The following is a 26100-nucleotide window of genomic DNA, read 5'->3' on the forward strand; positions in this document are numbered from 1 at the left end:
TAACAGGATCGGTATGCCAGTGAAACATCCCAAGGTTGCAGTTTTGCTGGCTGCCTTTAATGGTATGCAATGGATTGAGGAGCAGATGGCCTCGATTCTTGAGCAGTCCGGGGTCGATGTGCAGGTGTTCGTCAGTATTGACCCTTCAACCGACGGCACTGAGGCTTGGTGCGCTCAGTATGGTCTTGTTCACCCCCGTGTAATCGTCTTGCCGCCAGCTGGTAGCTTTGGCGGTGCTTCGCGTAATTTTTTCAGGTTGATCCGTGACGTAGATTTTGACGGCTACGATTTGATCGCCTTTGCAGATCAAGATGATATTTGGGATAACAATAAGCTCCGCCGAGCGCACGAAAAGCTCAACGAATTGAAGGTGGATGGTTATTCGAGCAATGTTGTTGCGTTCTGGGAGGGTGGGAAAACACATCTGATTGACAAGGCACAGCCTCAAGTTGCCTGGGATTTTCTGTTCGAGGCTGCGGGGCCAGGTTGTACTTACGTCCTCAATCATCGACTGGCCACGAATCTAAAAGCGGCGGTATGTCTTCATTGGCAAGCATTGCAGGGCGTCAGTCTACATGACTGGTACTGCTATGCATTTGCTAGAAGTAATGGCTTTCGTTGGTTTACTGATCCCGTCCCTGCCATGCGATATCGTCAGCATGAGCGCAATCAGGTTGGTGCAAACATCGGCATCAATTCGCTCGCGGTACGCTATAAAACGATTCATGACGGTTGGTGGTTTTCCCAGGTACAACTCATCGCCGAGCTGGTGGGTAGGTACGCCGATCCCTTTGTTCAGTCATGGTTTTGCTTGCGGCGCAGGCAGTTGCTTAGGCTCTCTCTAAGTGCTTGGCGTTGTCGGCGGCGCGTTCGTGACAAGATATTTTTTTCCTCATCTGCTGGACAACGGCGATCGTCAGGAAAAAAGTTAAATGAACTCACCGAATGTTTTAGTCACAGGGGCTTCGGGTTTCGTTGGTGAGGGGGTAGTGATGCGCCTGCTACTCGATCGCAAGTTTACCCCCATTGCCGCCGTTCGCCGTGCCTCGCGCTTATCGGGGCTTTGTCGAGTATTGAACTGTCCGTTAGGCGGGCATTCGCAGCTGCCGGCCCTGGACGGAATTCAAGTTGTAATCCATTGCGCAGCTCGCGTTCATGTTATGAACGAGGTCGCGCAGGATGCATTGGCCGAGTTTCGAAAAGTAAATGTGGAGGGCACCGTTGCTTTGGCGCTCAAAGCAGCTGCGGCGGGTGTCAAGCGCTTCATATTTATCAGTTCGATAAAGGTGAACGGTGAGCGTACCGTGAGTGGGGCTCCTTTCAAGTACGACGACGCTCCGGCTCCTCATGATCCATACGCGCATTCCAAGCATGAGGCGGAGCAGCGCTTGCGAGAAATCAGTCTGGATACCGGTATGGAGCTGGTGATTATACGTCCGCCGCTGGTATACGGTCCCGGGGTGAAAGCCAACTTCTTGAGCATGATGAGCTGGTTGGACAAGGGTTTTCCGCTGCCATTGGGGGGGTGGACAACAGCCGCAGCTTGGTTTCGCTAGGTAATCTGGTGGATTTGATTGTTCATTGCGTTGATCATCCCGCTGCCCCGGGTAATACTTTTCTAGTCAGTGATGGTGTGACTATTTCGACTACCCAGTTGCTGAAAGTGATAAAAAAGTCGCTTAATCGCCCAACATTGTTGATCCCTGTCCCGATCTGGATGCTGAAGGGTTCGCTGATATTACTCGGCAAGAATCTCATAGCTCAGCGCCTTTTTGATTCTCTCGAAGTTGATATTGCCAGTACCCGCTCGGTTCTCGGATGGTCGCCTCCAGTGAGTGTGGATCGTGCAATTCTTCAGACGGTCAGGCACTACCTGGATGCTCAAATAAAATGATGTTTTGTGTGCTGTTGCTTTCAGTATTCGTGGTTTCGCTCTTGCTGACATATGTCTTGCGACGCTATGCCTTGGCCAATAGCCTGATTGATGTTCCAAACTCACGAAGTTCTCACACTCTGCCCACCCCGCGAGGTGGGGGCGTTGCAATAGTTGTTTCCTTTCTGGTGATGCTGCCCGTGTCGTATTACACGCAGTTGATTGACTTCCCCGCGATGGCCGGATTGTCTGGAGCCGGCGCTTTGGTCGCGATTTTGGGGTTCACTGATGATCATGGGCATGTTGCGGCCAAATGGCGACTTCTCGGACATTTCCTGGCAGCTGGCTGGGCCTTGTATTGGTTAGGCTCGGAAGTGCAAATATCACTGCTCGGTTGGCTGCTCGATTGGACGTGGTTTACCAGTTTGTTCTTTTCTATCTATCTCGTCTGGATGCTCAACCTGTACAACTTCATGGACGGAATTGATGGGTTGGCAAGTGTAGAGGCTATCACTGTCTGCTTGTCCGCTTGTCTCGTCTACTGGGTGAGTGGGCACCTAGAGTTGGCGTGGTTGCCTTTGTTGTTGGCCGGTGCTGTCTGGGGTTTTCTATGTTGGAATTTTCCTCCCGCCAGGATTTTTATGGGGGACGCCGGCAGTGGCTTTCTTGGATTGATTATTGGGCTGCTGACGATAATCGCGTGTGCTAAGGCCCCGGAATTACTCTGGTGCTGGCTGATTTTGTTGGGGGTGTTCATTGTAGATGCTACATGGACACTCGCGCAGCGCCTGCTTCGTGGGGATAAAATTTACGAGGCGCACCGAAGCCACGCTTATCAATATGCCTCTCGTCACTATGGAAGCCACAAGATAGTCGTCTATGGCGTATTGGCGATCAATCTGCTTTGGCTAGCGCCGCTTGCTCTCTTGACTGCAATCGGTGTGCTTCCTGGTGTCGTGGCGCTTCTCGTTGCTTATATTCCACTGGTGTTCATTGCTAAAAAATACAACGCCGGCATGTTGGAAGTTCCAGGATAACCGAGCGACTCCTCCGTGTTGGGTAGGTGACGAATCCTCAAGGAGGTAAACCGGGCCAGTCCTGTCTGGAAAGTAATCGATGACAGTCGTATATTTGCCGGTTATCTTGAAAGATAACGCATTGGATGCTGATTGAGCGCTGTTGAATAAATGAAATTATTCAAACTGATGGACGGTTTTTACGCAGGATCAAAGACTCGAAGTTTCGCAGTCAAGCGGTATACAGTTCAAAATATTCAAAATTGAAAAGTCGTTTTATAGGATAAATTGCTCGGTATGAGGTCTTCGAAAAAATCGTTTGTCAGCTGCTTCCTGACAGGGTCGCGCCAGTTACTCTCGAACCCAAAAGCGGCCCTTCGGCCGCTATATCAGAAATTTCCTTTTTTGGCGAGTCTTCGAGTGCGAGTCGGGCTATTTTCGCGCAGGGTTCGTTCGTGTCTTTTTGCTGTGATTGATTCCAAGAACAATTTGGAGGCACTCCAGGCATTAGCGGAGCGTCGTTTTTCGTATGCCGTACCTCGCTTAGGTAGTGGCGAGCAACCGGCTGTCGATATATCAATCGTTACCTACAACAGCGGAAAATGGGTTGACGGTTTCTTCGAGTCTTTGAAAGCGCAAAACTATCCTTGTGAAAAGCTGAATCTGTTTTTTGTAGATAACGGATCTTCGGATAATACGGTTGCTCAACTTGAAGGTTGGAAAACTCGTTGTGCCGACCTCTTTGGATGCTTCAGCATTACACAGGGAGAAAATATAGGGTTTGGCGCCGGGCATGATCGAGCCATTTCCCTGGGGTCGGCGGATTATTTTCTGGTGAGCAATATCGATATTCAGTTTTCGGTGGATGCGCTAGAAAAAGTTGTCGGCATGGCTTTAGCGTCAGGGCAGGACGATGTAGCGTCTTGGGAGATAAGGCAGGCGCCTTTTGAACACCCAAAATATTACGATCCGGTAACGCTCGAAACCAACTGGTCCTCACATGCTTGTATATTGATTCGTCGTGCTGCTTATGTTCAGGTAGGAGGGTATGAGCGTCAGATATTTATGTACGGGGAGGATGTCGAATTATCCTATCGATTCCGGTCCTACGGGTACCGACTTAAATATTGTCCTGGCGCGATGGTTTATCACTTCACCTATGAGCAGGAGAATCAGATAAAGCCGCTTCAATTTACCGGCAGCACTTTGGCGAATGCTTACCTGCGGCTGCGTTACGGCAATTTTATCGACAAGGTGGGTGGTATTGCATTGCAGTTTTTATTGCTGCTCAGGCCGCAGGTATATCCGGGATCCCGTCGAGATGTAGTGGGCAGTGTCTTCCGTTTGATAAAAAAGACACCTTGTTTCCTGGCGGGAAAAGGACTGCAAAAGAATGTCAGCTTTCCCTTCCGGGGGTTTGACTACGAAATGATCAGGGAAGGGGCTTTTTGGAATGTTGGCGAAACTTTTGTCGTGCAGCCGTTAGTCACTATTGTCACGCGCACTTATCAGAAGAGGGATGAGTTTTTGAGGCAGTCGATCATGTCGGTGCTCAATCAGACGTATCCTCATATTGAGCTGATTGTAGTTGAAGATGGAGGAGCGACAATGAAGTCGCTTGTCGAAAATACTCCGTTTTCTGAAGGGCGCAATGTACGTTTTTTCGGGTTGGAAAAAGTAGGACGCTCGGTAACCGGAAACTATGGTCTGGAAATGGCATCAGGCAAATACTGCATTTTTCTGGATGATGACGATCTGCTGTTTGCCGATCATGTGGAAGTTTTAGTTGCGGCTCTGCTACAGAATGAGGAAGCGGTGGCGGCCTATTCGCTGGCTATGGAAGTTGGTACGGTCAACGACAGTGGCGGGCGTTATGTAGAGCTTAGTTATGAAACGCCTGATTCGTTTAAGCAGCCATTTGATTATGAGGTGCTACTGGATCATAACTATATTCCGATTCAATCTATTATGTTTGAGCGTGAGTTGTATTTGGAGCGGGGTGGCTTCGAAACAGATATGAGCAACCTTGAGGACTGGAATCTCTGGTTGCGTTATGCTTACAGGAATAAATTTTTCTATGTTCCAAAGACCACCTCGTTGTTCCGAACTCCTGCACAGTCGGACGTGAGGGTTGCTCGCCACAAGCAGCTTCATGATGCCTATCTTGTCGCCAAGAGCCGCGCACTGAAGTCTTGCGAACGTTACCAGTGATTTTCTAGATTGGTTAGTCTTGGTGTCTAGGAGAAGCTGCCTTTTCAGGCAGCTTTTTTATTTTTGCGAATGGCTTGGCGCTCACGATTTAAATTTTTTGACTGGGTGCCGATAGGGTTTGGTCTTCTTGTGTTATGGCGCAGACGCTTGTGGTTTACCTATGAGATTCCCTCGCTTTGCGCCATAAACAATCGGGTAAAATTTGCGCGTTTCTTTGGGCCATGTGTCTACATCCGGCATACGTATTGCCAAGGGAAAACCCGTGTTTCTATGTCGTATTGAGTGATATCATCCGACAGAATATTGACCTCCATGATCATGGGCCAGTTGTCTGATTTTCAGTCGTCGGATTTGTCACGTAGGGCTGCAGGGCAAGGGGCTCAAACCATGCCATCGCTCCGACATGCTGCCTGGAAAGGTAGAGCCGGTTTTTATTCCGGCCACGGTTGTCACCGCCCCGCTGTCATGCGGTTTTGAGGAAGGAACAGTTTTGCCACGCCCTCTTTTCTATGCGACTAACGGTACTCTTGGAGTCAGTTGGTCTAATTTGCGGCGCAGCAGTGGAGCGGACTGTTTTTCCCAAGGAATCGTTTTCTCTCATGAATGGAATCCCCTGATTATGTACAGCTACACGCCGACGTACCTCGAACCGTACGCAGAGGAACGCGGTATTTTCCATCGAAGCTTCTGCTTTTTCTCCTTGGGTATGACCCCCACGCTCGCCGCTCGGTATGCGTGCCGACCTGCATTTTTTTTTGCTGAGGTTTTTGCTTGATGCGCCAGTTCTCTGCCAACCCATTGGAAATGTTCGTCAGTCTCTGGCGAAACGTTGCTCTGATCAAAGCGTCGACAATTCGGGAGGTGCTCGGCAGGTACCGCGGTTCTGCGATGGGGTTGCTTTGGTCGTTTTTTAATCCGTTGCTGATGCTCGCGGTTTATACTTTTGTATTCAGTGCCGTGCTTCGTGCCCGGTGGAGTGTGGACAGTGACTCGAAGACCGAATTTGCCCTCATCCTGTTTGCGGGGTTGATCATTTTCAACCTTTTTTCCGAGTGTATTAACCGCGCTCCTGGCCTGATTCTTGGCAAGGTCAATTTCGTGAAAAAAGTTGTTTATCCGCTTGAGATCCTTCCGGTGGTCGTGTTGGGTTCAGCGTTGTTTCATGCCGCCATCAGTCTCGGTGTATGGTTCATAGCCTACGGGATATTTTTCGGCATGCCACATGCAACGGCTTTTTACCTGCCGCTGATCGTCATCCCTTTTATAATGTTCATCATGGGCGTCAGTTGGGCATTGGCTTCGCTGGGCGTTTACCTGCGCGACGTGTCTCAATTCATAGGTATTTTGACAACTGTTCTGATGTTCCTGAGTCCGATTTTCTATCCAGCGACTGCGCTTCCCGAGGCGTACCGTCATCTGCTGTACCTTAATCCGCTGACGCCAGCGATCGAGATGACCCGGGATGTTTTGTTCTGGGGAAAATTGCCGAATTTTGAAATATTGGGAATCTATTGGATCGCCACTACTTGCATTGCCTGGTTGGGTTTTGCCTGGTTCCAGAAAACACGTAAAGGATTTGCTGATGTCCTCTGAAGTCGCGATTAAGGTTGAGAACCTGAGCAAGTGCTACGAAATCTACGATCAGCCGCGTGATCGGCTCAAGCAATTTATTGTGCCTCGCCTACAGGCCACGGTACGTATGCAACCTAGTCGGTTCTACCGAGAGTTTTGGGCACTGCGTGATGTTTCCTTCGAAGTGAAGAGAGGCGAAACGGTCGGAATAATCGGTTGTAACGGCAGCGGTAAGTCCACTCTTCTGCAGATGATTTGTGGAACGCTGAACCCTACGACCGGCACCGTGAAAACCCATGGGCGCATCGCTGCTTTGCTTGAGTTGGGGTCGGGTTTCGATCCCGAGTTCACTGGACGCGACAACGTTTACATGAATGCCGCAGTCCTTGGGCTGGCGCGGGAAGAGATTGATCAACGTTTCGATGAAATCGCGGCTTTCGCGGACATCGGTGAATTTATCGAGCAGCCTGTCAAAAGTTACTCAAGCGGTATGGTGGTGCGATTGGCATTTGCCGTCCAAGCAATGATTGATCCGGACATCTTTATTGTCGATGAAGCGCTTGCCGTTGGCGACGAAAAGTTTCAACGTAAATGCTTTGCACGAATGGAAGAGCTGAAAAGCCAGGGCACCTCCATCTTGTTCGTGTCGCACTCGGCTTCGAGCATTATTGAACTGTGTGACAGAACCTTGCTACTCGACCATGGCACCCGGCTTATGTACGGTGCGGCACCTCAAGCGGTAAGGGCCTACCAAAAGCTTATTTATGCTCCACAGGCGGAATACAAAAGACTGGTTGAAGCCTACCTCGAAGCGGATAAAACTGGAGAAAACGTTGATCTCCAGAAAACCACCCAGAAACCTCGTGTTGTCTCCGTGGATGTGTCGGAGGATTCGTTTGATTCGGGACTGGTGCCTGAAACCACTGCAATCTATCCAACCCAAGGGGCCGAGATTACGTCGTTCTCGATACTTGATGCCGATGGACGTCAGGTGAATGTTCTGCAGGCTGGCAGCACTTATCATATGCAGGTAGCCGGCCATTTCAGCGAAAGTTTTGACGCAACGTTCTGGGGCATCCATATACGTAATGTTTCTGGCTCTGTTGTAACAGGTCAGCGTTTTCCTGAGGATGGTGCCTATTTTGAACCTGTGAGTGCGGGAAGTGACTTTAATATAAAGTTTTCTTTTCATATGAGCTTGCTGCCGGGCGTTTACTTTGTAGGAGGCGGTGTCTGGTCAAATCAGGAACCAAGCTGCGCTCATCGAATCATGGATGCGATCATGTTTCGAGTTGTATCCGAGGACAAGCTGAACTCATTCGGTTATGTGGATTTGATGGCGAGCGTACCTCAAGCGGAAGTTGGTCGGAAAGCTACGATTTAGCGGTTGGCTGTCGGCTAAAGGAACTAGCCGACCGCTCGACGCAACGCGACGAGTCAAAGGCGACGTTGTTGACTTGTGTAATGGAATAATGGACTCGGAAGTTTGATGCTGCGCTGCAGCATATTCATAAGGTTTATGACGTAAATGTTAAATATCAGTGAATGGCCACCAAGTGACGAAGCCGCAGTGTTCAACTATCTCCGCTGGAGTGGCTATCGTTCGGAGCAGCACAAGCTCTTGTACGTGAGCACACCAAAAGTCGCGTGTACATCCCTTAAATGGTGGTTTGCATCGTTGGTAGGCTGCTCGAAAGCGCTTAACGAGATCACTGATAGTGCAGAAAGCAACCCGGATCAAATCGTGCATGAGATGCACAGGGTCGCACCCACTGTCACGGGACTTGCTCCAGAGGCATTACATGAAGCCCTGACCTCGGACTCGTATTTCCGATTTGCTGTGGTTAGAAACCCGTACAAGCGAATATTTTCGGCGTGGCAGTCAAAATTGCTGTTGCAGGAACCACAACAGGTTGGGCCCTATCTTCAGCGAGATTTTTATCATCAGCCGTTGAAAGATGCGAAGGATATCTCCTTGGCGTTCGAGGGGTTTCTTGAGCACCTTGCCAGTCAGGAAGCGCCAACATTCTGGGATCAACACTGGACTCCTCAAGTCATGTTGTTGCGCCCTGATCTGATCAACTATAGCGTGCTGGCCAAAATTGAAGAGTCATCCCGGCTCAGTAAGGCATTGTCCGAGCACCTCGGTGAGTTCCTTCCTGACCCTTTTGCCGAGCGTCGCGCAAACGAAAGTCTGATTCCTTATCTTCCTGAGTTCGTCACAGAGCGCAGTGCCAGTCTGATCCGGAGTTTGTATGCTGAGGATTTTGCGGTATTGGGTTATGACACCGAGCCACCTAAAGCCAAGGAATCATTTACCCACGATGAGCTCATGCTTGCTTTGCGCGCGATCAAGCTGATCAGGGGGCGCCACAAATCCCTCGGAGAGCGCACTGCGCGAATTGTCACCCTGGGTCAGACAGTTGGCATGCTCGAGGGAAAGGTCGGGTCGCTGAATGCTTCGTTAGTCGAGGGTGCCACACAAATTACCGAACTTCGTCTTCTTGCGGGCAAGCGTGAAGCCGAAATTGCGAACCTCACGCGTCAGATCGATATTCTGAAGGCTCAGGTTGTTGGGGGCGAGGAGAAGATTTCCAGCCTGCAACAGCAAAGGGATTCTGAAGTTGCTGCGGTAAGGCAAGAACTGCAAAAAACTCATAACTCGCACTCCTGGCGTGTGACTTCGCCGTTGCGTAGAGCCAGTGTGCTGGCTCGCCGGACAATCCGCAGGCTGAGCAATACGTCCTTGGGTAAAGCTATCGAAGTCCTGAAAAAACGGCGCTCTCCCGCAGGTGAATCCTCGATTGAACTACTGAACGCCAGTGAGCTTTTCGATGAGAGTTACTACCTTTCCAAGAATCCCGATGTAAAAGATCAGGGTGTTGATCCACTCATGCACTATTTGATCGATGGGTGGAAGGAAGGGCGCAACCCCTCTGCGTTATTCAATACCGAAAAATACCTGCGTGATTATCCAGACGTTGCCGCTGCGGCTGTGAATCCATTGGTTCACTACCTTAAAAGCGGTAGTTTGGAAGGACGGTCTATTGCTGGTCACGCACGCACCTGGACGCGAAAAAAACGTGTAGAGGTGGAGGCCATACCTCGCGTTTTCAAACAGGTTGCTCCGGACGTTATCGCAGAGCAAGTTGAAGTTATTAAGAATTCTGGGTTGTTTGATGCTGATTACTATCTGGCAATGTATCCAGAGTTAAAGAATATTGGTCTGGAGCCTGTTCGACATTATTGTAGTTTTGGCTGGTTTGAAGGGAAAAATCCTTCCGATGACTTCGATACTGTCGGTTATCTTGAGATGTACAAGGATATCGCCGCCGCCAATATAAATCCGTTTTGGCATTACGTTGTTTCAGGTGCCTCGGAACAACGGATCGCGGTGCCGGGAGCGATGATCCGTTATGAAGATGATATAAATTTTGGTCGTGCTAAAAACAGCATAAAACTTTTTGCTCTTTATGTTTTGCCGCAGTGGGATAAGTTTCGCGAGGCGCGTGCCGCCTCCAAAGGCGGGGCTCAGTTACTGCCGAATGACTATCTTGGATTTTATGATCCACTGGATAGCCAAGTTTTGGCCAAGCAGGTGGGACTGGCCAAAGCCCATGGATTGTACGGTTTTTGTTTCGAGTGGAATAGCAGCGAAGGCATTGAAGATAAGCGCCAGCCAGTAGACGTTTTTCTTGATCATAAAAACATTCAATTTCAGTTTTGCGTGAAAATTTCAGAGCAAGAAAAAAAGTGCCGGTACGTTTGCGTGAGGCTGTTCGCGATCGGCGATATCTGCGTATTGATGGACGTCCTGTCGTTGTAATCGAGTGCTCGGGACGCAACAATTTCGATGTGATCAATGAGCTACACGATCAACTCGTCCAACATGACATTGATGTGTATCTGATCGTTCAGTCGACACAGATTAATGAAACGGTGTGGAGCGAAAAGCTCTCATCGCTATGTGATGGCGTTCTGGAACTGCCAGTAGAGCCTGTTTCAGGTGAGATTGGCACTTTTGCTCCACAGCGTAAGAATGGTATATCCGCTGTTCCTTACTCGGTAATTGTGGCCAATGGCATTACACGAGCGGAAAACGCTCAATCACATTCGTTTCCGGTTTTTAACGGTATTACTTTGGCCAGAGATGAATCTGCATATGATGCAAATTCCCCGCTGGTTTATACTCGATTTTTAGCGCGCGAGTACCGTCGTTGGCTGGATGCGACAATAAAAAGTGCTAAGAATACACACTCCGAAGATCGGCAGTTGGTGTTCGTGAATGCTTGGAATGACTGGAGTCGTGGACTGTTTCTAGAACCTGACAAAATTGCAGGTTTTGGTCGCGTTAACGAGACGAGTCGTGCGTTGTTGGACATCAAGTCAGCGACGTTGATGCCGAAAGTTTCGGTTGTTGTGCCAAATTACAATCATGAACGTTTTCTGCGTAAGCGTTTGGATAGTATTTATGGCCAAACGTACAAGAATTTTGAAGTTATCTTGATGGATGACTGCTCGTCTGATCAAAGTCGCTCGATATTGAATGAGTATGCAAAGCGGTTTCCGGACGTAACCGTCACATTGTTCAACGAGAACAATTCTGGTGGCGTGTTCAGGCAATGGGCGAAGGGTATCAAGGCAGCAACGGGGGATCTTGTCTGGGTTGCCGAGAGCGATGATTACTGTGACGAAAACTTTCTTCAGGCTCTTGTTCGCTGCTTCGATGATGAAGCCGTCATGCTCGCCTATGCACGCTGCGAATTCGTCACCAGTGATGAGGTCGTCCAAGAGGGTGAGTTCCACAAGTATGTCAGTGACCTGGAATGCGCAGAGAAATGGACAGAATCGTACGTAGATACCGCTCACAGTGAAGTGCGTTATGCACTGGGGATTAAAAATACGATTCCTAACGCTAGCGGTGTCGTTTTCAAGCGGCCGATAGATTTACCGTTGCTTGATGATGAGGCCTGGCTCTCCATGCGAGTAGCGGGTGACTGGGTTTTTTACCTTCATCTCATTCGCGGAGGCAAAGTCGCTTACTCGGTCGAGGGGACGAATTTTTTCCGCCGTTACGTCGGCAGTGCTGCAGAGCTTACCTATAAGCGAGAAGTCTTTTATCGAGAACTCGGGATGGCAAGCCAGACAGTACAGGCTCTGTACAACGTCCCCCTTTCGGTTCTTGAAATGTGTGAAGAGAGTAGCCAGCGACTTTACGATATTAACGTTGGGAACTCACAACAAGAGTTCTACGCGTGGTATGGGCGCGATGCTATCTCTGAGGCTCGCGCCAATCGCACTCCGAACATCATGGTTTCAACGATTGGCTTTTACCCGGGTGGTGCGGAAATCTTGCCAATCCGCCTAGCGAACGAATTTAAGCGCCAAGGTTTTTCGGTGCTTCTGCTGAGTGCCGGACTTACAGCGCGAGAGGACGGCGTTCGCCGTATGCTACGTGCGGATGTTCCGCTCGTCGAAACGAACGACCTTCATGAGGTGAAGTCGCTTATTCACGAGTTCGGTATAGAAGCCTTGAACAGCCATCAATGGCATACGCAGAAGTATCCAATAAGTCTTCCTGGCGTATTTTCGGAGTTGGGTTCTCACGTTGCTTCCTTGCACGGAATGATCGAGCACGGTGAAGCCTTCGCTGTAACTCATGAACAGCTCAAGGCGGCAAATAGTGAGGTGACTACGTGGGTTTATACAGCTGAAAAGAATATCGTTCCTTTCGCTAATCTTTCTATCTGTGAGAAAGACCCTGAACGTTTCGTCAAAGTACCTAATGGCTTGCAGCCCCCAGCCGTGGTAGCTATCGAACGTGAGCAGTTGGGCATTGCGCAGGACGCTTTTGTACTTTGCTGTGTGAGTCGGGCAATACCTGACAAGGGCTGGGATGAGACCATACAGGCAGTAGCTTTGGCGCGTAACCTTTCGGGAGTCGACATACGTTTGTTGCTGGTCGGTAATGGACCTGTATACGACGAATATTGCCGTGTTGGGGCTCCTGATTTCGTCTGCTTGACGGGATTCAGTGATAACTCGGTCGGACATTATGCCGCGGCGGACATGGGGATTATGCTCACCAAGTTCAAGTCCGAGAGCTTCCCTCTGACAATTGTTGACTGCCTTTTCGCGGGCAAGCCATATATCGCATCCGATGTTGGCGATATTCGAAACATGCTGACGATAGGCGATCAGATGGCCGGTGAGGTAATCGTACTTGAAGACTGGGAGATCCCTATTGAGCATACTGCGAAAGTAATCGCCGATTTTGCCAGCAAAAAAGCAAGGTATGACGAGGTGCTGGGGTTGGTGAAAGAGGTCTCCAGTCGCTACCGAATCGACGCAGTTGCAGGACAATACATTCGTTTGTTCGAACGTGACATCAAAGCCCGCCGGGAAGAGCGAGCTGGCGACGAGTCTGCTTTGGTATCGCCGCCTGCTGTGTAGACGGCGATTAAGGGCTTGCCTTAGGCATGAAGGAGGTTCCACAGTTTGAGCTGGTCAGGCTGTGGAGCGCTTCGCGTCGTCTCATAGGCTCCTTTTGTGCTACATGGCCTGTCACTGCCCCTTTTTTCGCAAAGCTTTGAAACAGCTGATTATCGCAGGGCTACGTCAACTGCTCATCCGACAGCAAATCGAGCCTTTGAAGCATTGGAGATTAATGTTGAAAATATCCGAGAACACCTCCACCTCGAGAGCAATGCGGTCGGTGGTATTGGGCGGTCGCGGCTTCATCGGTACCCATCTGATCGAGGCATTGCTCGATCAAGGGCATACTGTGCGCTGCTTTGATCGCCCTAACGTCGTAGCGTTAGGAGATTCACACACCACCGATACACGTTTTGAGTTGTATGAGGGTGATTTCACCAGCGAGGCTGATATAAGCGAAGCGCTACGAGACTGCGACATTTGTTATCACTTGGTATCGACTACGCTGCCTAAATCATCGAACGCGGATCCGGTTTTTGATATCGAAAGCAATCTGGTTGGAACCATTCGCTTGCTGAATCTTGCCGTCGAGGCCGGTATCAAGAAGATTGTTTTCGTGTCATCGGGAGGAACCGTTTATGGGGATCCCGTTCAGGTACCTATCTCTGAAACGCATCCTACAGACCCGGCTTGTTCGTACGGAATTGCGAAGCTGGCAATCGAGAAATACCTGGCCCTTTTTCATCGCCTGCATGGTCTTGATTACACCGTCTTGCGATTGGCAAATCCATATGGAGAAGGGCAGCGGACACATTCAAGTCAGGGGGCTGTTGCGGTTTTTCTCGGTAAAGTATTGCGTGGTGAGCCTATTGAGATCTGGGGCGACGGGTCGGTGGTTCGTGACTACATCCACGTAGCGGATGTTGTTCAAGCTTTGCTAGCGTCTATTGAGCGCTCAACGGATGAACACGTGTTCAATATCGGCTCCGGACATGGACACAGTTTGAATGAGTTGCTGGATGCGATTGAAAAAATCACGGGACGTGTAGCTGATCGGCAGTACCAGGCTGCACGAGGGTTTGATGTGCCTGTAAGTGTTTTGTGTATCGAGCGAGCGAAGCGTTCGCTGGGATGGGCGCCCGCCGTCAGCTTCGAGCAGGGACTCAAGCAGTTTGTAGCATGGTTGGAGGAGAGTCCTTCCTCGCGAATTGCTTGACAGTCGGACGTCGATTCGCGGTGCAGCCAGACAATCGATTCAACCCGTTGAGGAGTCAACGGGTTGTTTTATTTCCAGCGCAAGAATATTCGCAACAGATTGCTGATGGCAGAAATTTTTTCAGTGTTGTTGCCGGCGGGTGTCGCAGATTTAGTGCATTGCGGTTCGCGGTGCTTATCTTGCAAGAGTAATGGCTTTAATAAAGGTTCGATCATCTTCGCATGCGCTGTCGGATCGTAGTGATGATCGCTGGGATCGGGGTTGCGGAGGGATTCTTTCAGACAACCCGTCTCATCAGTGGAAAGCGTGTCGAAATTCAGGTGGTTTATGCCTTCTTCAAGACAGAAGGCTTCCATCATTGAGTTGAATCTGATGGTCAACCGGGTTCTTTGAGACAGGGAGGCAGTTACTTCCTTTCTCAAGTTGGCAACATCGCCCCATTGCATATCGTCGCGGATAGTGGGGAGCGGAGTGCTGATACAGATTACCTGATTTGTTTTAGCAATCTGCTGCAAAAAGTTCTGGTAGTTACCAACGGCCTTCTCAAGCATTCGCTCCACCGAGCTGCCATGTTTTTGTGCTCGGTACCAGATTACAAAGCCGGTATCGACTTCTCCCAGCATCACTATGACTGTTTTCGCGGTAGTCGTTTGCAGCGCAGCAAGGTATTGCGGCAAGGCTTGAGTAACGGCATTAGGATTCTGCAATCCGGATACAGTTGCACCGCCCACTGATGTCACTTCGAATACATGGTCGGGAAATAGATCTCTCATGTGTTCTGAGCTGAATACCAAAGCGTGAGAGTCGCCGAGCACAAGTACAGAGTTCATTGTCTGGATGGATCCTGATGGGGGTTTCTTTGAGATCACCCGATAGCTGCTAGCTGTCGCGGATGACTCGAACCAGGGAGGCCAGCATGTGGCATGCAGGATGCGATGTGTTGGCGATCCCTGGGTCCGTTAATTACTCAAGGCCGGAATTTTCCGGATACGCTTCGGGCGAGCGAGCTGGCATGTATACGCAATTCGGGGACGGCTGTGGCTTCCCAGAGCCCGGCTTTGAGCATTGGGCCGACGTAACTCAGCCATGAGAGTGCTTTCCCGTCTTTGCACTGCACGCAGAGGCTGTCGTCGACTAGCAAACCCAAACCAAGATCGTCGACAGCAATCAGCCCGTCTCTTATCAATTGTTGAATCAGAGGCTCGTCAATCATGCCTGGATTGGAATTAGGTCCCGTACAGTTGATGATGCGATCAATCTGCAATTGCTCCGTATCACGATGACCGCGCCGCTGCAGAGTAATCAGCGTTTTTCCATCGAATGTTTCCATCGAGCGGATACGCCCGGCTAACGGTATGATTTTTTTCTGTTTGACTGCATCTGCGAAGAACTCATGCGTTTGCGGCGCTACACGATGGCGATGAACATCCCAATAGGGTTGCAGATGACGGAGAAACCTCTTGCGCTCAGTCGTCGGCAGGCGAGCCCACAGACGGGAAGTGATCGGGCGTATCGCAGCAACAACATCGCGCCAATTCAGTCCGAGCGTTTCGCCCGCTTCTACTTGCGATTTGAGGACGCGCAGGTAACTCAATATGGTGGGGGCAGCATTCAGCATTTCATCACGAAAGGGTATCGGTGCCTGCAATCCGCCCTTGTTTGCCCTGTGGGACAGTGGCAACAATCCTCGCCGCGACAGCAAATATATCCGACTGCCGTCGTTCACCTTTCCAAGGCTGGAAATGACGTCCAGAGCCGTGAGGCCGCTTCCGATCAGGAGCACCGATTCACCTTGTTGTTCCATGGCGCTGACCGATCCGCTCCAAGGATTTGCGATGTAGTGCGGTGACTCCAACAGGCTTGCCAGCGCAGCGGGCGTGCGCGGAGGGAAATGGCCAAAAGCCAGAATCACGTGATCGGCAAGGATTCTCTCACCCGAAGACAATTCAATCTGCGCTCCTTGATCTTGCGGTTTGAGCGATACCACTTCCGCACAGATACGTACTACATCGGTAGGGCGCCCGAAGTCTTTTTCTGCATCTTCCAGGAGTGTAGCAAGATAGTCGCCGTACAACTTTCTGGATACGAACGAACTGGAGGTTGTATCGGGTGCCCGGACCTGGCAGTAGCGCAGAAACGAGTCGGGATCATCGACAAGGGCGCTCATATTGCCTGCAGGAACATTCAGCAAGTGTTTTGAACTGCTGGTGCCATAAGCAAGACCCCGCGCAACTGCGCCAGATCGATTGATGATGATCAGTCGGGTGTCTTCGGCGGCAGAGCGCAGAAATTCGATGGCGGCCACAGTGCCACTGAATCCGGCACCGATAATAACTAGAGTTTTCATTAGCGTGATGGCTTGTTGATGAAGTCGATAATACGCCGGGCGGCAGTTTGCAGATCATCTTCCAGTGTGTTGATTACTATCTGCGGATCTTCCGGTGGCTCATAGGCCGAGTCGATGCCCGTGAAGTTGGCAATCAGTCCCTGACGGGCTTTCTTGTACAGGCCTTTCGGATCCCTGCGTTCACATTCATTGAGGGGAGTATCGATGAATACCTCAATGAAGTTTTCTGCGCCGATGACTTCGCGGGCCAACGCGCGGTCACGTTTGAACGGAGAGATGAATGCGGTGATAACGATCAATCCTGCATCAATGAAAAGCTTGGCGACTTCGGAAATGCGTCGTATGTTTTCGATGCGATCCTTGTCGCTGAATCCCAGATCATGGCAAAGACCCAATCGGACATTGTCACCGTCGAGGAGGTAGGTATGACGGTCTTCATTGCAAAGCGCCAGCTCCAAGGCATTGGCAATGGACGACTTACCCGCTCCGCTGAGTCCTGTGAGCCAAATGACAGTAGGTCGCTGATTTTTAATGAGGCTGCGGCGCTCTGCGTTCACTGCGGTTGTGTGAGCTACAAGATTTTCGGACATGTTTTCTCATTAAGCACTGAAAATTGGAAAATGATGTAGGCTTGATGGACGGAGATGCCTGCACGAGCGGTGCGGCCTCCGGTTCCGTGCTTTCATGATCTTTGCCGTGTGTTGATGAAGTGGATCGGCAGGCGAAGGGGGTTCGCAAATCTGAGAGCGCTTTACATTTTCGGTAATGGTGGATTGTAGCTATGCACCCGGCAAATTGCTCGTGCAGAATCGGCCGGAGTCGGTCGATCCAGTGCTAGGGTTGACATGGCGCAATCAACTATTCAGATGATCATTCAAATATTGGGAGTAGAATGCCAGCCTCGACTGCTTAAGGAGGGAGCTGCGTGCTCCGATGGGTGAATGGATAAGGTGCGGACGGTCTTGTTGGGGTTGCCTCGCAAACAAAAACGTTTGTTGCAGGTGCTTACCGATGTCGTATTGGTTTGGGTCGCTTTATGGCTGTCTTTCATTGTACGTCTGGGCGTCGATGATATGTATAACCCGATCAATGCTCATATATGGCTCTTCGCATGTGCGCCAGTTATTGCGATCCCGTTTTTTATACGCTTTGGCATGTACCGCGCTGTCATGCGCTACTTTGGCAACGACGCGCTTATCGCGATCGTCAAGGCGGTCAGTCTTTCCTCATTGATTCTGGCTGTAGTTGTGTTCTGGTACAGCAATCATGAATCTGTTGTTCCTCGTTCGATCGTTTTCAACTATTGGTGGTTGAGCATGGTCATCATCGGTGGCCTGCGTTTGTGTCTGCGACAGTATTTCATGGGCGATTGGTTCACGGCTGCGCAACACGTACCATTTGCAAGTCGTAATGATGGCTTGATAAAAGTTGCCATTTATGGGGCGGGGGTTGCGGGTAATCAGCTTGTAGCAGCGCTTCGCATGGGGCGGGTCATGCGCCCGGTCGCATTTATTGACGATGATCCCGGAATTTCTGATCGGTCGATTTCCGGACTTCAGGTCTATAAACCCAAACACATACAACAAATGATTGATGTGACCGGGGCACAAGAGATTCTTCTAGCTTTGCCATCATCTACCCGCGCACGACGTCGGGAAATTCTGAATGTTCTCGAAGGGTTTCCCCTGCATGTTCGCAGTGTGCCCAATTTCACCGATCTTGCCAGCGGTCGCGTCAAGGTTGAGGATATTCAGGAAGTCGATATTGCTGACTTGCTGGGACGCGATTCAGTTCCCGCGCAACCCGACCTGCTCGCTCGCTGCATTCACGGCAAAACCGTCATGGTCACCGGCGCCGGGGGATCGATTGGTTCGGAGTTATGTCGGCAGATCTTTGCGTTACGGCCTACGATTTTGATTTTGTTCGAGCACAGTGAGTTCAATCTCTACAATATTCTGTCAGAACTGGAGCAGCGGGTCTGTCGGCAGTCGGTCTCTATCAGATTGTTACCGATCCTCGGTTCAATTCGTCATCAAGACAAGTTGTTGGATGTCATGAAAACATGGAAAGTCGAGACGGTTTACCATGCGGCGGCCTATAAGCATGTACCTATGGTTGAGCACAATATTGCCGAAGGTGTGCTGAACAATGTGATCGGAACGCTCAACACAGCCCAGGCAGCTTTGCAGTCTGGTGTATCGAACTTTGTGCTGATCTCTACGGACAAGGCCGTTCGCCCGACCAATGTAATGGGCAGCACTAAACGTCTAGCCGAGTTGACTTTGCAGGCTTTGAGCCGTGAGGTTGCGCCTGTGCTGTTCGGAGACAAGTCCAATGTTTCCCGCGTCAACAAAACTCGTTTCACAATGGTGCGGTTCGGCAATGTGCTGGGTTCCTCCGGCTCTGTGATTCCGTTGTTCCACAGCCAGATCAAGTCCGGTGGTCCGCTGACGGTCACGCATCCCAAGATCACCCGGTACTTCATGACCATCCCCGAAGCCGCACAGTTGGTCATCCAGGCCGGTTCTATGGGGCAGGGCGGGGATGTCTTCGTTTTGGATATGGGTGAGCCGGTAAAAATCGTCGAACTGGCGGAAAAAATGATCCACCTGTCCGGCTTAAGCATCCGTTCCGAGCGCAATCCTCAAGGCGACATCTCCATAGAGTTCACCGGTTTGCGTCCAGGCGAGAAGCTGTACGAGGAGTTGCTGATCGGCGACAACGTCGCAGCCACGTCGCATCCGATGATCATGAGCGCCAATGAGGATCATCTTCCTTGGGATGTCCTAAAAGCCCGATTGAGTGAACTCCTGAAAGCCGTCGAGGCCGACGACTACACCCGCGTCCGCCAACTCCTGCGCGAAACCGTCTCCGGCTACACCCCCGATGGCGAAATCGTCGACTGGATCTACCAGCAACGCCGCCTCGAACCTTGATTATTTCACATCCTGTAACGCTCGCATTTTTGACTTCCCTCCATCATGACCTACGTTTGGAGAGCAGCTTGGGAAAAGCTGCTTTCTCAAACGATGATGGAGCGTCACTTATGCGTACCAGTTATTTCTACTCGCTGATTTTTGCTTTCCTCACCAGCGCCTCGATTGCTGCGATTGCTGCGCCTGTAGCGCCGACCGAGTCAACAAAAGCGCCGTTGCTGATGGATGCGGCTGCGCCCTCGGCAAGCGCGAAGGTCGATCTCAATGGCGCGGATGCGGCAACGTTGCAGAAGGAGTTGGCGGGTGTGGGGGAGGCGAAGGCGCAGGCGATTGTTGCGTATCGGGATACAAATGGTCCGTTCGCGTCAGTGGATGAGTTGCTGGAAGTGAAGGGGATTGGTAAGGCGATTCTGGATCGCAACCGCGACAAGCTGGAAGTGAACTAAGCTGACAGTTCAACGCCGAGAGGCCGGTCATTGACCGGCCTTTTTATTGAGTGCCGATCTGGTGGATGCCTGAACGCTGAAAATTACGGCTATCATATTGTGGTTTGATTATGCCTATAATAATTTCGCTCGGGACTGATTCAGCAGCCGAATCGCAGCACACCGATGCACGTCGAATTTTAAATTGATAAGGGGTAACCATGGTATGAACCAACGTCGAGTCGTCGTCACGGGCATGGGCCTGGTTTCACCCTTGGGCAGTGATGTTGAAATCGTCTGGCAGCGTTTGCTGGCCGGTCGTTCCGGATTGCGCAACCTGCCCGATGCGGTTGTGGCTGATCTGCCGACCCGGGTCGGCGGGAGTGTGCCGACGGTGGAGGAGGATGCCGAGGCCGGGTTTGATCCGGATCGCGCCACGCCGCCCAAGGAACAGAAGAAGATGGATCGCTTCATCATGTTCGCCATGGAAGCGGCGCGGCAGGCGCTGGAGCAGGCCGGCTGGCATCCAGCCGACGCTGAAAGCCAGGAGCGGACCGCAACAATCATCGGCTCGGGTGTCGGTGGTTTCGGTGCGATTGCCGATGCGGTGCGTACCACCGACAGCCGTGGTCCCCGGCGTTTGTCGCCGTTCACCATTCCATCGTTTCTAGTCAATCTCGCGGCCGGTCATGTGTCGATCCAGCACGGCCTCAAAGGGCCATTGGGTGCTCCGGTTACCGCATGTGCCGCCGGGGTTCAGGCGATCGGCGACGCAGCGCGGTTGATTCGCGCAGGTGAGGCGGACATCGCCGTATGTGGCGGTGCGGAGGCATCGATCGATCGCGTCAGTCTCGCTGGTTTCGCGGCGGCGCGGGCGCTGTCCAGCGGCTACAACGACACCCCGGAAAAAGCTTCGCGTCCCTTCGACAGTGGGCGCGATGGTTTCGTGATGGGCGAGGGTGCCGGTCTATTGGTCATCGAGTCGCTGGAGCATGCGCTTGCACGCGGTGCGAAGCCGCTGGCCGAACTGGTCGGTTACGGCACGACCGCTGATGCATATCATCTTACCGCCGGGCCGGAAGATGGCAGTGGCGCTCGCCGGGCGATGCAATTGGCACTGGCTCAGGGCGGTGTAAAGCCGGAGCAGGTGCAGCATCTCAACGCCCATGCGACGTCGACGCCGGTTGGCGATTTGGGCGAGCTGGCGGCGATCAAGGCGTTGTTTGGCACGCAGAACAAGATCGCCGTAACGTCGACCAAATCCGCTACTGGTCATTTGCTCGGCGCGGCCGGCGGGCTGGAGGCGATTTTCACGCTCCTGGCGATTCGGGATCAGGTAGTGCCACCAACGCTCAACTTTGAAAACCCGGATCCAGCGAGCGAAGGGGTGGACATTGTCCATGGTGAGGCGCGGTCGATGGCGATCGAATATGCATTGTCCAACGGCTTCGGTTTTGGCGGGGTCAATGCGAGCGTGTTGTTCAAGCGCTGGGAAGGTTAATCGCTCGATTGCTTGAGATGCTCGCGGGTGACGTCGAGGATGCGCTGGGCGAAGTCGGCATCCGCGACGCTGCGTGACAGCAGAAGAGCGCCGGCCAGGGTCGCCATGATGACAATGCTGCGATCGGCGCTGTTCTCGCCTTCGAGCGTGGCCTGAATTTGTTCGAGGCGAGCATTGAGGACTTCGTCACTGGTGGGGCTTGGCTGGCCGCGCAGGCCCAGCTCGGAGGAAATGGTCAGCAGCGGGCAGCCTTCGTGGGGCGAGGTCTGATGCCACTCCGACAGGTAGGTGTCGATAAAGACTTGCAGCGGGTTTTCCTGCGCGAAGATCTCTTCGCACAGGCCCGCGACTTGCTCGCCGGCTTCTTGCAGGGCTTTTTCGACCAGCTCTTCCTTGGATTTGAAGTGCGAGTAGAAGCCGCCATGGGTCAAGCCCAGGGCTTTCATCAAAGGCTGCAGGCCGGTGCCGCCGATACCGTCCTTGCGAAATCGGGCGGAAGCCTCCTTGATGATGCGTTGATGGGTCTGGGCTTTGTGATCTGGCGAGTAACGCATGTGGAGCTCTCCGCGACGATGCTGCCATCTTAACCACGGAAGATTAAATGGTGACTGTACTTCTAAAATCTAAACAGCCTGCGGGTAAGTCCGATTGTGCTGAAAAAACAAACCCCGCCATGCGGCGGGGTTGGTATCAGCGGTCTTGTGCATCCTTGGCATCCGCTTCGGCATTGCGCTGTGCGACGCGCTTGCGTTCTTCATCGGTCAGTTCGACCTTGTTGGCGGTGTCGCGCAACATCATCAATCCGCCGACAATCGAGCCGATCGCGACGACCAGAATCAACCAGGCATACCAGGGCATAACGGCTCTCCTTAATGGCAGCTCGACGGGCGAGGACTTCGCCGTGCGATGCTGCATACCACCTTTGAGCGAAACGACTTCGCAGTGGTTCCATTCTAGGCCGCTTATGCCCGGCACATCCGAACCGTGTTACAGACCGGTCAACATGGCATCCGCCGGCGCATCGGCGCGCAGTTGCCCGGTGAGCATGAAGTAGCAGAACCCCACCGCCATGAAACCGAGGAAAACCAGCCCGATCAGTGTGTTGAACCACGCCATCGCCACCAGGCAAACCACCGCCAGTACCAGCGCGATCAGCGGAACCAGCGGATAGCACGGCGCGCGGAAGGTGCGCTCCAGGTTTGGCTCGGATTTACGCAGTTTGAACAGGCTGAGCATGCTCATGATGTACATCACGATGGCGCCGAACACGGCCATGGTGATCATCGCGGCGGTGAGTGTCATGCCGCCGAGGTTGATCAGACCGTCGCTGTAGATCGCCGCGATGCCGATAAGGCCGCCAGCGATGATCGCGCGGTGCGGGGTCTGGAAGCGCGACAGTTTTGCCAATGAGGCGGGCAGGTAACCGGCGCGGGCGAGGGCGAAGAATTGCCGCGAATAACCAAGGATGATGCCGTGGAAACTGGCGACCAGGCCGAACAGGCCGATCCACACCAGCATGTGCAGCCAGCCGGAGTTGTCGCCGACCACGGTTTTCATCGCCTGCGGCAGTGGGTCGTTGATGTTGGACAAGGTGCGCCAGTCGCCGACGCCGCCAGCGAAGAACATCACGCCCATTGCCAGCAGCACCAGCGTCAGGATGCCGCTTATGTAGGCTTTCGGGATCGTGCGTTTCGGGTCCTTGGCTTCCTCGGCGGCCATGGCGGCGCCTTCGATGGCGAGGAAGAACCAGATCGCAAACGGAATCGCCGCGAACATCCCGGCAATCGCCGGCGCGCCGAAGACATCGGAACCGGCCCAACCATTCAGCGCGAAGTTGCTGAAGCTGAACGCCGGCGCGACCACGCCCATGAACACCAGCAACTCAGCCACCGCCAGCACGCAGACGATCAGCTCGAACGTCGCGGCCAGTTTCACCCCGAGAATGTTCAGGCCCATGAACACGATGTACGCCCCGACCGCCGCGTGTTTCGGGTCGAGTGCCGGAAATTGCACATTGAGATACGCGCCAATCGCCAAGGCAATCGCTGGCGGGGCGAAGACGAATTCGATCAGTGTGGCCAGTCCGGCGATCAATCCGCCTTTTTCGCCAAACGCGCGGCGGCTGTAGGCAAACGGCCCGCCGGCATGGGGAATCGCGGTGGTCAGTTCGGTAAAGCTGAAGATAAAGCAGGTGTACATGGTCGCGACCATGAATGAGGTCACCAGAAAACCCAGCGTACCGGCCACGCCCCAGCCGTAACTCCAGCCGAAATATTCCCCGGAAATCACCAGCCCCACGGCAATACCCCACAGGTGCAACGTGCCCAGCGTGGGTTTGAGTTGTGTGTTCATGCGCTTGCTCCCGCAATGGTTGGAAAGCTCAGGGGAGGGCGTGTGCAGTGGGCGTGCCATTACGCTGAAACAAGTCGTAATGAGTTCAAAGCTGTCGCAGCGGGGATGATTGGCGCTGGATGTGCGGGTTTTGTGCGCCAGTTGGGAGCAGCGGAGTCTGTTATGCCGCCTTCGCGGGCAAGCCCGCTCCCACAGGTTTCTCCGTCGTCCGCTGAATTTGATTCCACCGCATAACCTGTGGGAGTCGGGCTTGCCCGCGATGAGGCCCGACCTGACGCTGCAAAAACCTGCTGTAACGCCGGCATAAACCCACTCTTTACGCTTTCTTTATGACCCACGCCGCGCCTCGCTCTCGTTCCTTTACAGCCTCCTTCCCGACAATCGCTGCACACACGGCAATACGCCGTTACACGGAGATCTTCCATGAGCGTTCTGGACGGGGTGTCACTGCTGTTGGCAGTGGGGCTGTTCATTTATCTGTTGGTTGCGCTGTTGCGCGCGGACCGGAACTAGGAGCGGCTATGCACAGTTATGACTATTGGCTGATCCTCGGGTTTTTTGCGCTGGTCCTGCTGCCGGCGCCGTTCCTTGGGCGCTTCTATTACAAGGTGATGGAGGGCCAGCGCACCTGGCTGACGCCGATTCTCGGCCCGGTCGAGCGCGGTTGCTATCGTCTTGCCGGGGTCGATGCGCAGGCGGAGCAGAGCTGGCAGAAGTACACGCTGGCGCTGCTGGCGTTCAACCTTGCAGGTTTCCTGTTGCTGTTTGCGATTCTGCTGTTCCAGGATCACCTGCCGCTGAACCCGCAAAACCTGCCGGGCCAGGAATGGACCCAGGCGTTCAACACCGCGGTCAGTTTCATGACCAATACCAACTGGCAGTCCTACAGCGGCGAAGCGACCCTCAGCTACCTGAGCCAGATGGTCGGTCTCACCGTGCAGAACTTCGTCAGCGCCGCCACCGGCCTCGCCGTACTTGTCGCGCTGTGCCGTGGGATCGGCCGTAAGTCGGCGCAGACCCTCGGCAACTTCTGGGTCGACATGACCCGCGCCACCCTCTATGGCCTGCTGCCGCTGTGCCTGCTGCTGGCGCTGTACCTGGTCTGGCAGGGCGTGCCGCAAACCTTCGCCCAGTATGTAAATGCCGTGACTTTGCAAGGCGTCGATCAGGTGATCCCGCTCGGCCCGGCCGCCAGCCAGATTGCGATCAAGCAACTGGGCACCAACGGTGGCGGTTTCTTCGGGGTCAACTCCGCGCACCCGTTCGAGAACCCGACCGCGTGGAGCAACCTGTTCGAAGTCGCCTCGATCATTCTGATCCCGGTGGCGCTGGTGTTCACCTTCGGCCACTACGTCAAGGATCTGCGCCAGAGCCGCGCGATCATCGCCTGCATGCTGGCGTTGTTCCTGATCGGCGGTGCGACGTCGTTGTGGGCCGAGTATCAGCCGAATCCGACCCTGAACAACGCTGCCGTCGAGCAGACCGCGCCGCTGGAAGGCAAGGAAGCGCGCTTCGGTACCACCGCGACGGTGCTGTGGTCGGTGACTACCACGGCGGCTTCGAACGGCTCGGTGAACGGCATGCACGACAGCCTCAACCCGCTGAGTGGCATGGTCGCGCTGGTCAACATGATGGTCGGCGAAGTGATCTTCGGCGGTGTCGGTGCCGGGCTCTACGGCATGTTGCTCAACGTGCTGATCGCGGTGTTCCTCGCCGGTCTGATGATCGGTCGTACGCCGGAATACCTCGGCAAGAAACTCCAGGCCCGCGAAGTGCAATTGCTGGTGGTGACGCTGCTGGTGATGCCGGTCGGCGTGCTGGTGCTCGGCGCGATTGCCGCCACGGTTCCCAGCGCTGCGGCAACCATCAGCAACCCCGGCGCGCACGGCTTCAGTCAGTTGCTCTATGCCTACACCTCGGCGAGCGCCAACAACGGTTCGGCATTCGGTGGCCTGGGCGCGAACACGCCGTTCCACAACCTGATGCTCGGCCTGGGCATGTTGATCGGCCGCTTCGGCTACATCCTGCCGGTGCTGGCACTGGCCGGTAGCCTGGCGATGAAGAAAAGCGCACCGGTCGGCCAGAACAGCTTTCCGACTCACGGCCCGCTGTTCGTGACCCTGTTGACCGTGACCATTCTGCTGGTGGGCGGCCTGACGTTCTTGCCGACGCTGGCGCTCGGTCCTATCGCCGAACATTTAAGTATGGGCTTCTAA

General features: G+C 53.1%; 18 protein-coding genes and 2 pseudogenes. 14 read left to right on the plus strand and 6 right to left on the minus strand.

Annotated features, from left to right (window positions below):
- Positions 1-13: 13 nt before the first annotated feature.
- The 9 genes and pseudogenes from AB4N48_RS05745 (at position 14) to AB4N48_RS05785 (ending at position 14323) form a co-directional block, all read left to right on the plus strand.
- Positions 14-936, plus strand: a pseudogene (locus AB4N48_RS05745) (glycosyltransferase).
- A pseudogene (locus AB4N48_RS05750) lies at positions 933-1894 on the plus strand (UDP-glucose 4-epimerase family protein). Before AB4N48_RS05745 ends, AB4N48_RS05750 begins: the two co-directional pseudogenes overlap by 4 nt.
- Positions 1891-2910, plus strand: coding sequence for an MraY family glycosyltransferase (locus tag AB4N48_RS05755; protein ID WP_150637720.1), 1020 nt, complete (start codon positions 1891-1893; stop codon positions 2908-2910). The pseudogene AB4N48_RS05750 and the gene AB4N48_RS05755 overlap by 4 nt, the downstream one beginning before the upstream one ends.
- Positions 2911-3357: 447 nt before the next feature.
- Positions 3358-5100, plus strand: a complete 1743-nt coding sequence (locus tag AB4N48_RS05760) for a glycosyltransferase family 2 protein (protein ID WP_460094927.1) — start codon at positions 3358-3360, stop codon at positions 5098-5100.
- A gap of 774 nt (positions 5101-5874) precedes the next feature.
- Entirely contained in the window at positions 5875-6693 is an 819-nt protein-coding gene (locus AB4N48_RS05765) for an ABC transporter permease (protein WP_252868062.1), read from the plus strand.
- Entirely contained in the window at positions 6683-8056 is a 1374-nt protein-coding gene (locus AB4N48_RS05770; RefSeq protein WP_150637726.1) for an ABC transporter ATP-binding protein, read from the plus strand. The genes AB4N48_RS05765 and AB4N48_RS05770 overlap by 11 nt, the downstream gene beginning before the upstream one ends.
- A gap of 144 nt (positions 8057-8200) precedes the next feature.
- Entirely contained in the window at positions 8201-10498 is a 2298-nt protein-coding gene (locus AB4N48_RS05775; protein WP_460143630.1) for a sulfotransferase family 2 domain-containing protein, read from the plus strand.
- A complete protein-coding gene (locus tag AB4N48_RS05780; RefSeq protein ID WP_460143631.1) occupies positions 10426-13125 on the plus strand; it encodes a glycosyltransferase in 2700 nt (899 codons plus the stop codon). The genes AB4N48_RS05775 and AB4N48_RS05780 overlap by 73 nt, the downstream gene beginning before the upstream one ends.
- 214 nt (positions 13126-13339) lie before the next feature.
- Positions 13340-14323, plus strand: coding sequence for an NAD-dependent epimerase/dehydratase family protein (locus tag AB4N48_RS05785; RefSeq protein WP_224787286.1), 984 nt, complete (start codon positions 13340-13342; stop codon positions 14321-14323).
- A 68-nt stretch (positions 14324-14391) separates the two neighbouring features.
- Here the strand turns inward: AB4N48_RS05785 and AB4N48_RS05790 are convergent, their stop codons facing one another.
- From AB4N48_RS05790 to cysC, 3 genes are all read right to left on the minus strand, one after another.
- Positions 14392-15153 (minus strand): SGNH/GDSL hydrolase family protein, encoded by a 762-nt coding sequence (locus tag AB4N48_RS05790; protein ID WP_224787287.1) that lies wholly within the window; start codon positions 15151-15153, stop codon positions 14392-14394.
- Between the two features lie 137 nt (positions 15154-15290).
- Complete coding sequence (locus tag AB4N48_RS05795; protein WP_252868061.1) at positions 15291-16670, minus strand: FAD/NAD(P)-binding protein; 1380 nt, start codon at positions 16668-16670, stop codon at positions 15291-15293.
- On the minus strand, positions 16670-17260 hold the full coding sequence (cysC, locus tag AB4N48_RS05800) for an adenylyl-sulfate kinase (protein WP_150637731.1): 591 nt from the start codon (positions 17258-17260) through the stop codon (positions 16670-16672). Before cysC ends, AB4N48_RS05795 begins: the two co-directional genes overlap by 1 nt.
- Positions 17261-17611: 351 nt before the next feature.
- Here cysC and AB4N48_RS05805 point away from each other — a divergent pair, with 351 nt between their 5' ends.
- The 3 genes from AB4N48_RS05805 (at position 17612) to fabF (ending at position 21532) form a co-directional block, all read left to right on the plus strand.
- Complete coding sequence (locus AB4N48_RS05805; protein ID WP_150637733.1) at positions 17612-19606, plus strand: polysaccharide biosynthesis protein; 1995 nt, start codon at positions 17612-17614, stop codon at positions 19604-19606.
- Between the two features lie 110 nt (positions 19607-19716).
- Positions 19717-20052, plus strand: coding sequence for a ComEA family DNA-binding protein (locus AB4N48_RS05810; RefSeq protein WP_460094931.1), 336 nt, complete (start codon positions 19717-19719; stop codon positions 20050-20052).
- Positions 20053-20257: 205 nt separating this feature from the next.
- A complete protein-coding gene (fabF, locus tag AB4N48_RS05815; RefSeq protein ID WP_073472389.1) occupies positions 20258-21532 on the plus strand; it encodes a beta-ketoacyl-ACP synthase II in 1275 nt (424 codons plus the stop codon).
- On the opposite strand, the gene AB4N48_RS05820 is transcribed toward fabF, so the two are convergent.
- The 3 genes from AB4N48_RS05820 to eat form a co-directional block, all read right to left on the minus strand.
- Positions 21529-22086 (minus strand): TetR/AcrR family transcriptional regulator, encoded by a 558-nt coding sequence (locus AB4N48_RS05820; RefSeq protein ID WP_460094933.1) that lies wholly within the window; start codon positions 22084-22086, stop codon positions 21529-21531. The two genes, fabF and AB4N48_RS05820, sit on opposite strands and share 4 nt — an antisense overlap.
- Before the next feature lie 136 nt (positions 22087-22222).
- Positions 22223-22390 (minus strand): DUF2897 family protein, encoded by a 168-nt coding sequence (locus AB4N48_RS05825; protein WP_016770901.1) that lies wholly within the window; start codon positions 22388-22390, stop codon positions 22223-22225.
- 129 nt (positions 22391-22519) lie between these two features.
- On the minus strand, positions 22520-23884 hold the full coding sequence (gene eat, locus AB4N48_RS05830; protein WP_460094935.1) for an ethanolamine permease: 1365 nt from the start codon (positions 23882-23884) through the stop codon (positions 22520-22522).
- Between the two features lie 423 nt (positions 23885-24307).
- On the opposite strand from eat, the gene kdpF reads away from it, so the two are divergent.
- Positions 24308-24397: a K(+)-transporting ATPase subunit F gene (gene kdpF / locus AB4N48_RS05835; protein ID WP_007899818.1), complete on the plus strand. Its 90-nt coding sequence runs from the start codon at positions 24308-24310 to the stop codon at positions 24395-24397.
- An 8-nt stretch (positions 24398-24405) separates the two neighbouring features.
- Positions 24406-26100, plus strand: coding sequence for a potassium-transporting ATPase subunit KdpA (kdpA, locus tag AB4N48_RS05840; protein ID WP_056788402.1), 1695 nt, complete (start codon positions 24406-24408; stop codon positions 26098-26100).

Source organism: Pseudomonas sp. S2_C11 (assembly GCF_054668395.1).

Excerpts from the sequence above, each read along its gene's own strand:
- AB4N48_RS05755 (WP_150637720.1), top strand. The coding sequence starts at position 1,891 with ATGATGTTTTGTGTGCTGTTGCTTTCAGTATTCGTGGTTTCGCTCTTG.
- AB4N48_RS05765 (WP_252868062.1), top strand. The coding sequence starts at position 5,875 with ATGCGCCAGTTCTCTGCCAACCCATTGGAAATGTTCGTCAGTCTCTGG.
- AB4N48_RS05770 (WP_150637726.1), top strand. The coding sequence starts at position 6,683 with ATGTCCTCTGAAGTCGCGATTAAGGTTGAGAACCTGAGCAAGTGCTAC.
- AB4N48_RS05775 (WP_460143630.1), top strand. The coding sequence starts at position 8,201 with ATGTTAAATATCAGTGAATGGCCACCAAGTGACGAAGCCGCAGTGTTC.
- AB4N48_RS05785 (WP_224787286.1), top strand. The coding sequence starts at position 13,340 with ATGTTGAAAATATCCGAGAACACCTCCACCTCGAGAGCAATGCGGTCG.
- AB4N48_RS05790 (WP_224787287.1), bottom strand. The coding sequence starts at position 15,153 with ATGAACTCTGTACTTGTGCTCGGCGACTCTCACGCTTTGGTATTCAGC.
- AB4N48_RS05795 (WP_252868061.1), bottom strand. The coding sequence starts at position 16,670 with ATGAAAACTCTAGTTATTATCGGTGCCGGATTCAGTGGCACTGTGGCC.
- cysC (WP_150637731.1), bottom strand. The coding sequence starts at position 17,260 with ATGTCCGAAAATCTTGTAGCTCACACAACCGCAGTGAACGCAGAGCGC.
- AB4N48_RS05805 (WP_150637733.1), top strand. The coding sequence starts at position 17,612 with ATGGATAAGGTGCGGACGGTCTTGTTGGGGTTGCCTCGCAAACAAAAA.
- AB4N48_RS05810 (WP_460094931.1), top strand. The coding sequence starts at position 19,717 with ATGCGTACCAGTTATTTCTACTCGCTGATTTTTGCTTTCCTCACCAGC.
- fabF (WP_073472389.1), top strand. The coding sequence starts at position 20,258 with ATGAACCAACGTCGAGTCGTCGTCACGGGCATGGGCCTGGTTTCACCC.
- AB4N48_RS05820 (WP_460094933.1), bottom strand. The coding sequence starts at position 22,086 with ATGCGTTACTCGCCAGATCACAAAGCCCAGACCCATCAACGCATCATC.
- AB4N48_RS05825 (WP_016770901.1), bottom strand. The coding sequence starts at position 22,390 with ATGCCCTGGTATGCCTGGTTGATTCTGGTCGTCGCGATCGGCTCGATT.
- eat (WP_460094935.1), bottom strand. The coding sequence starts at position 23,884 with ATGAACACACAACTCAAACCCACGCTGGGCACGTTGCACCTGTGGGGT.
- kdpF (WP_007899818.1), top strand. The coding sequence starts at position 24,308 with ATGAGCGTTCTGGACGGGGTGTCACTGCTGTTGGCAGTGGGGCTGTTC.
- kdpA (WP_056788402.1), top strand. The coding sequence starts at position 24,406 with ATGCACAGTTATGACTATTGGCTGATCCTCGGGTTTTTTGCGCTGGTC.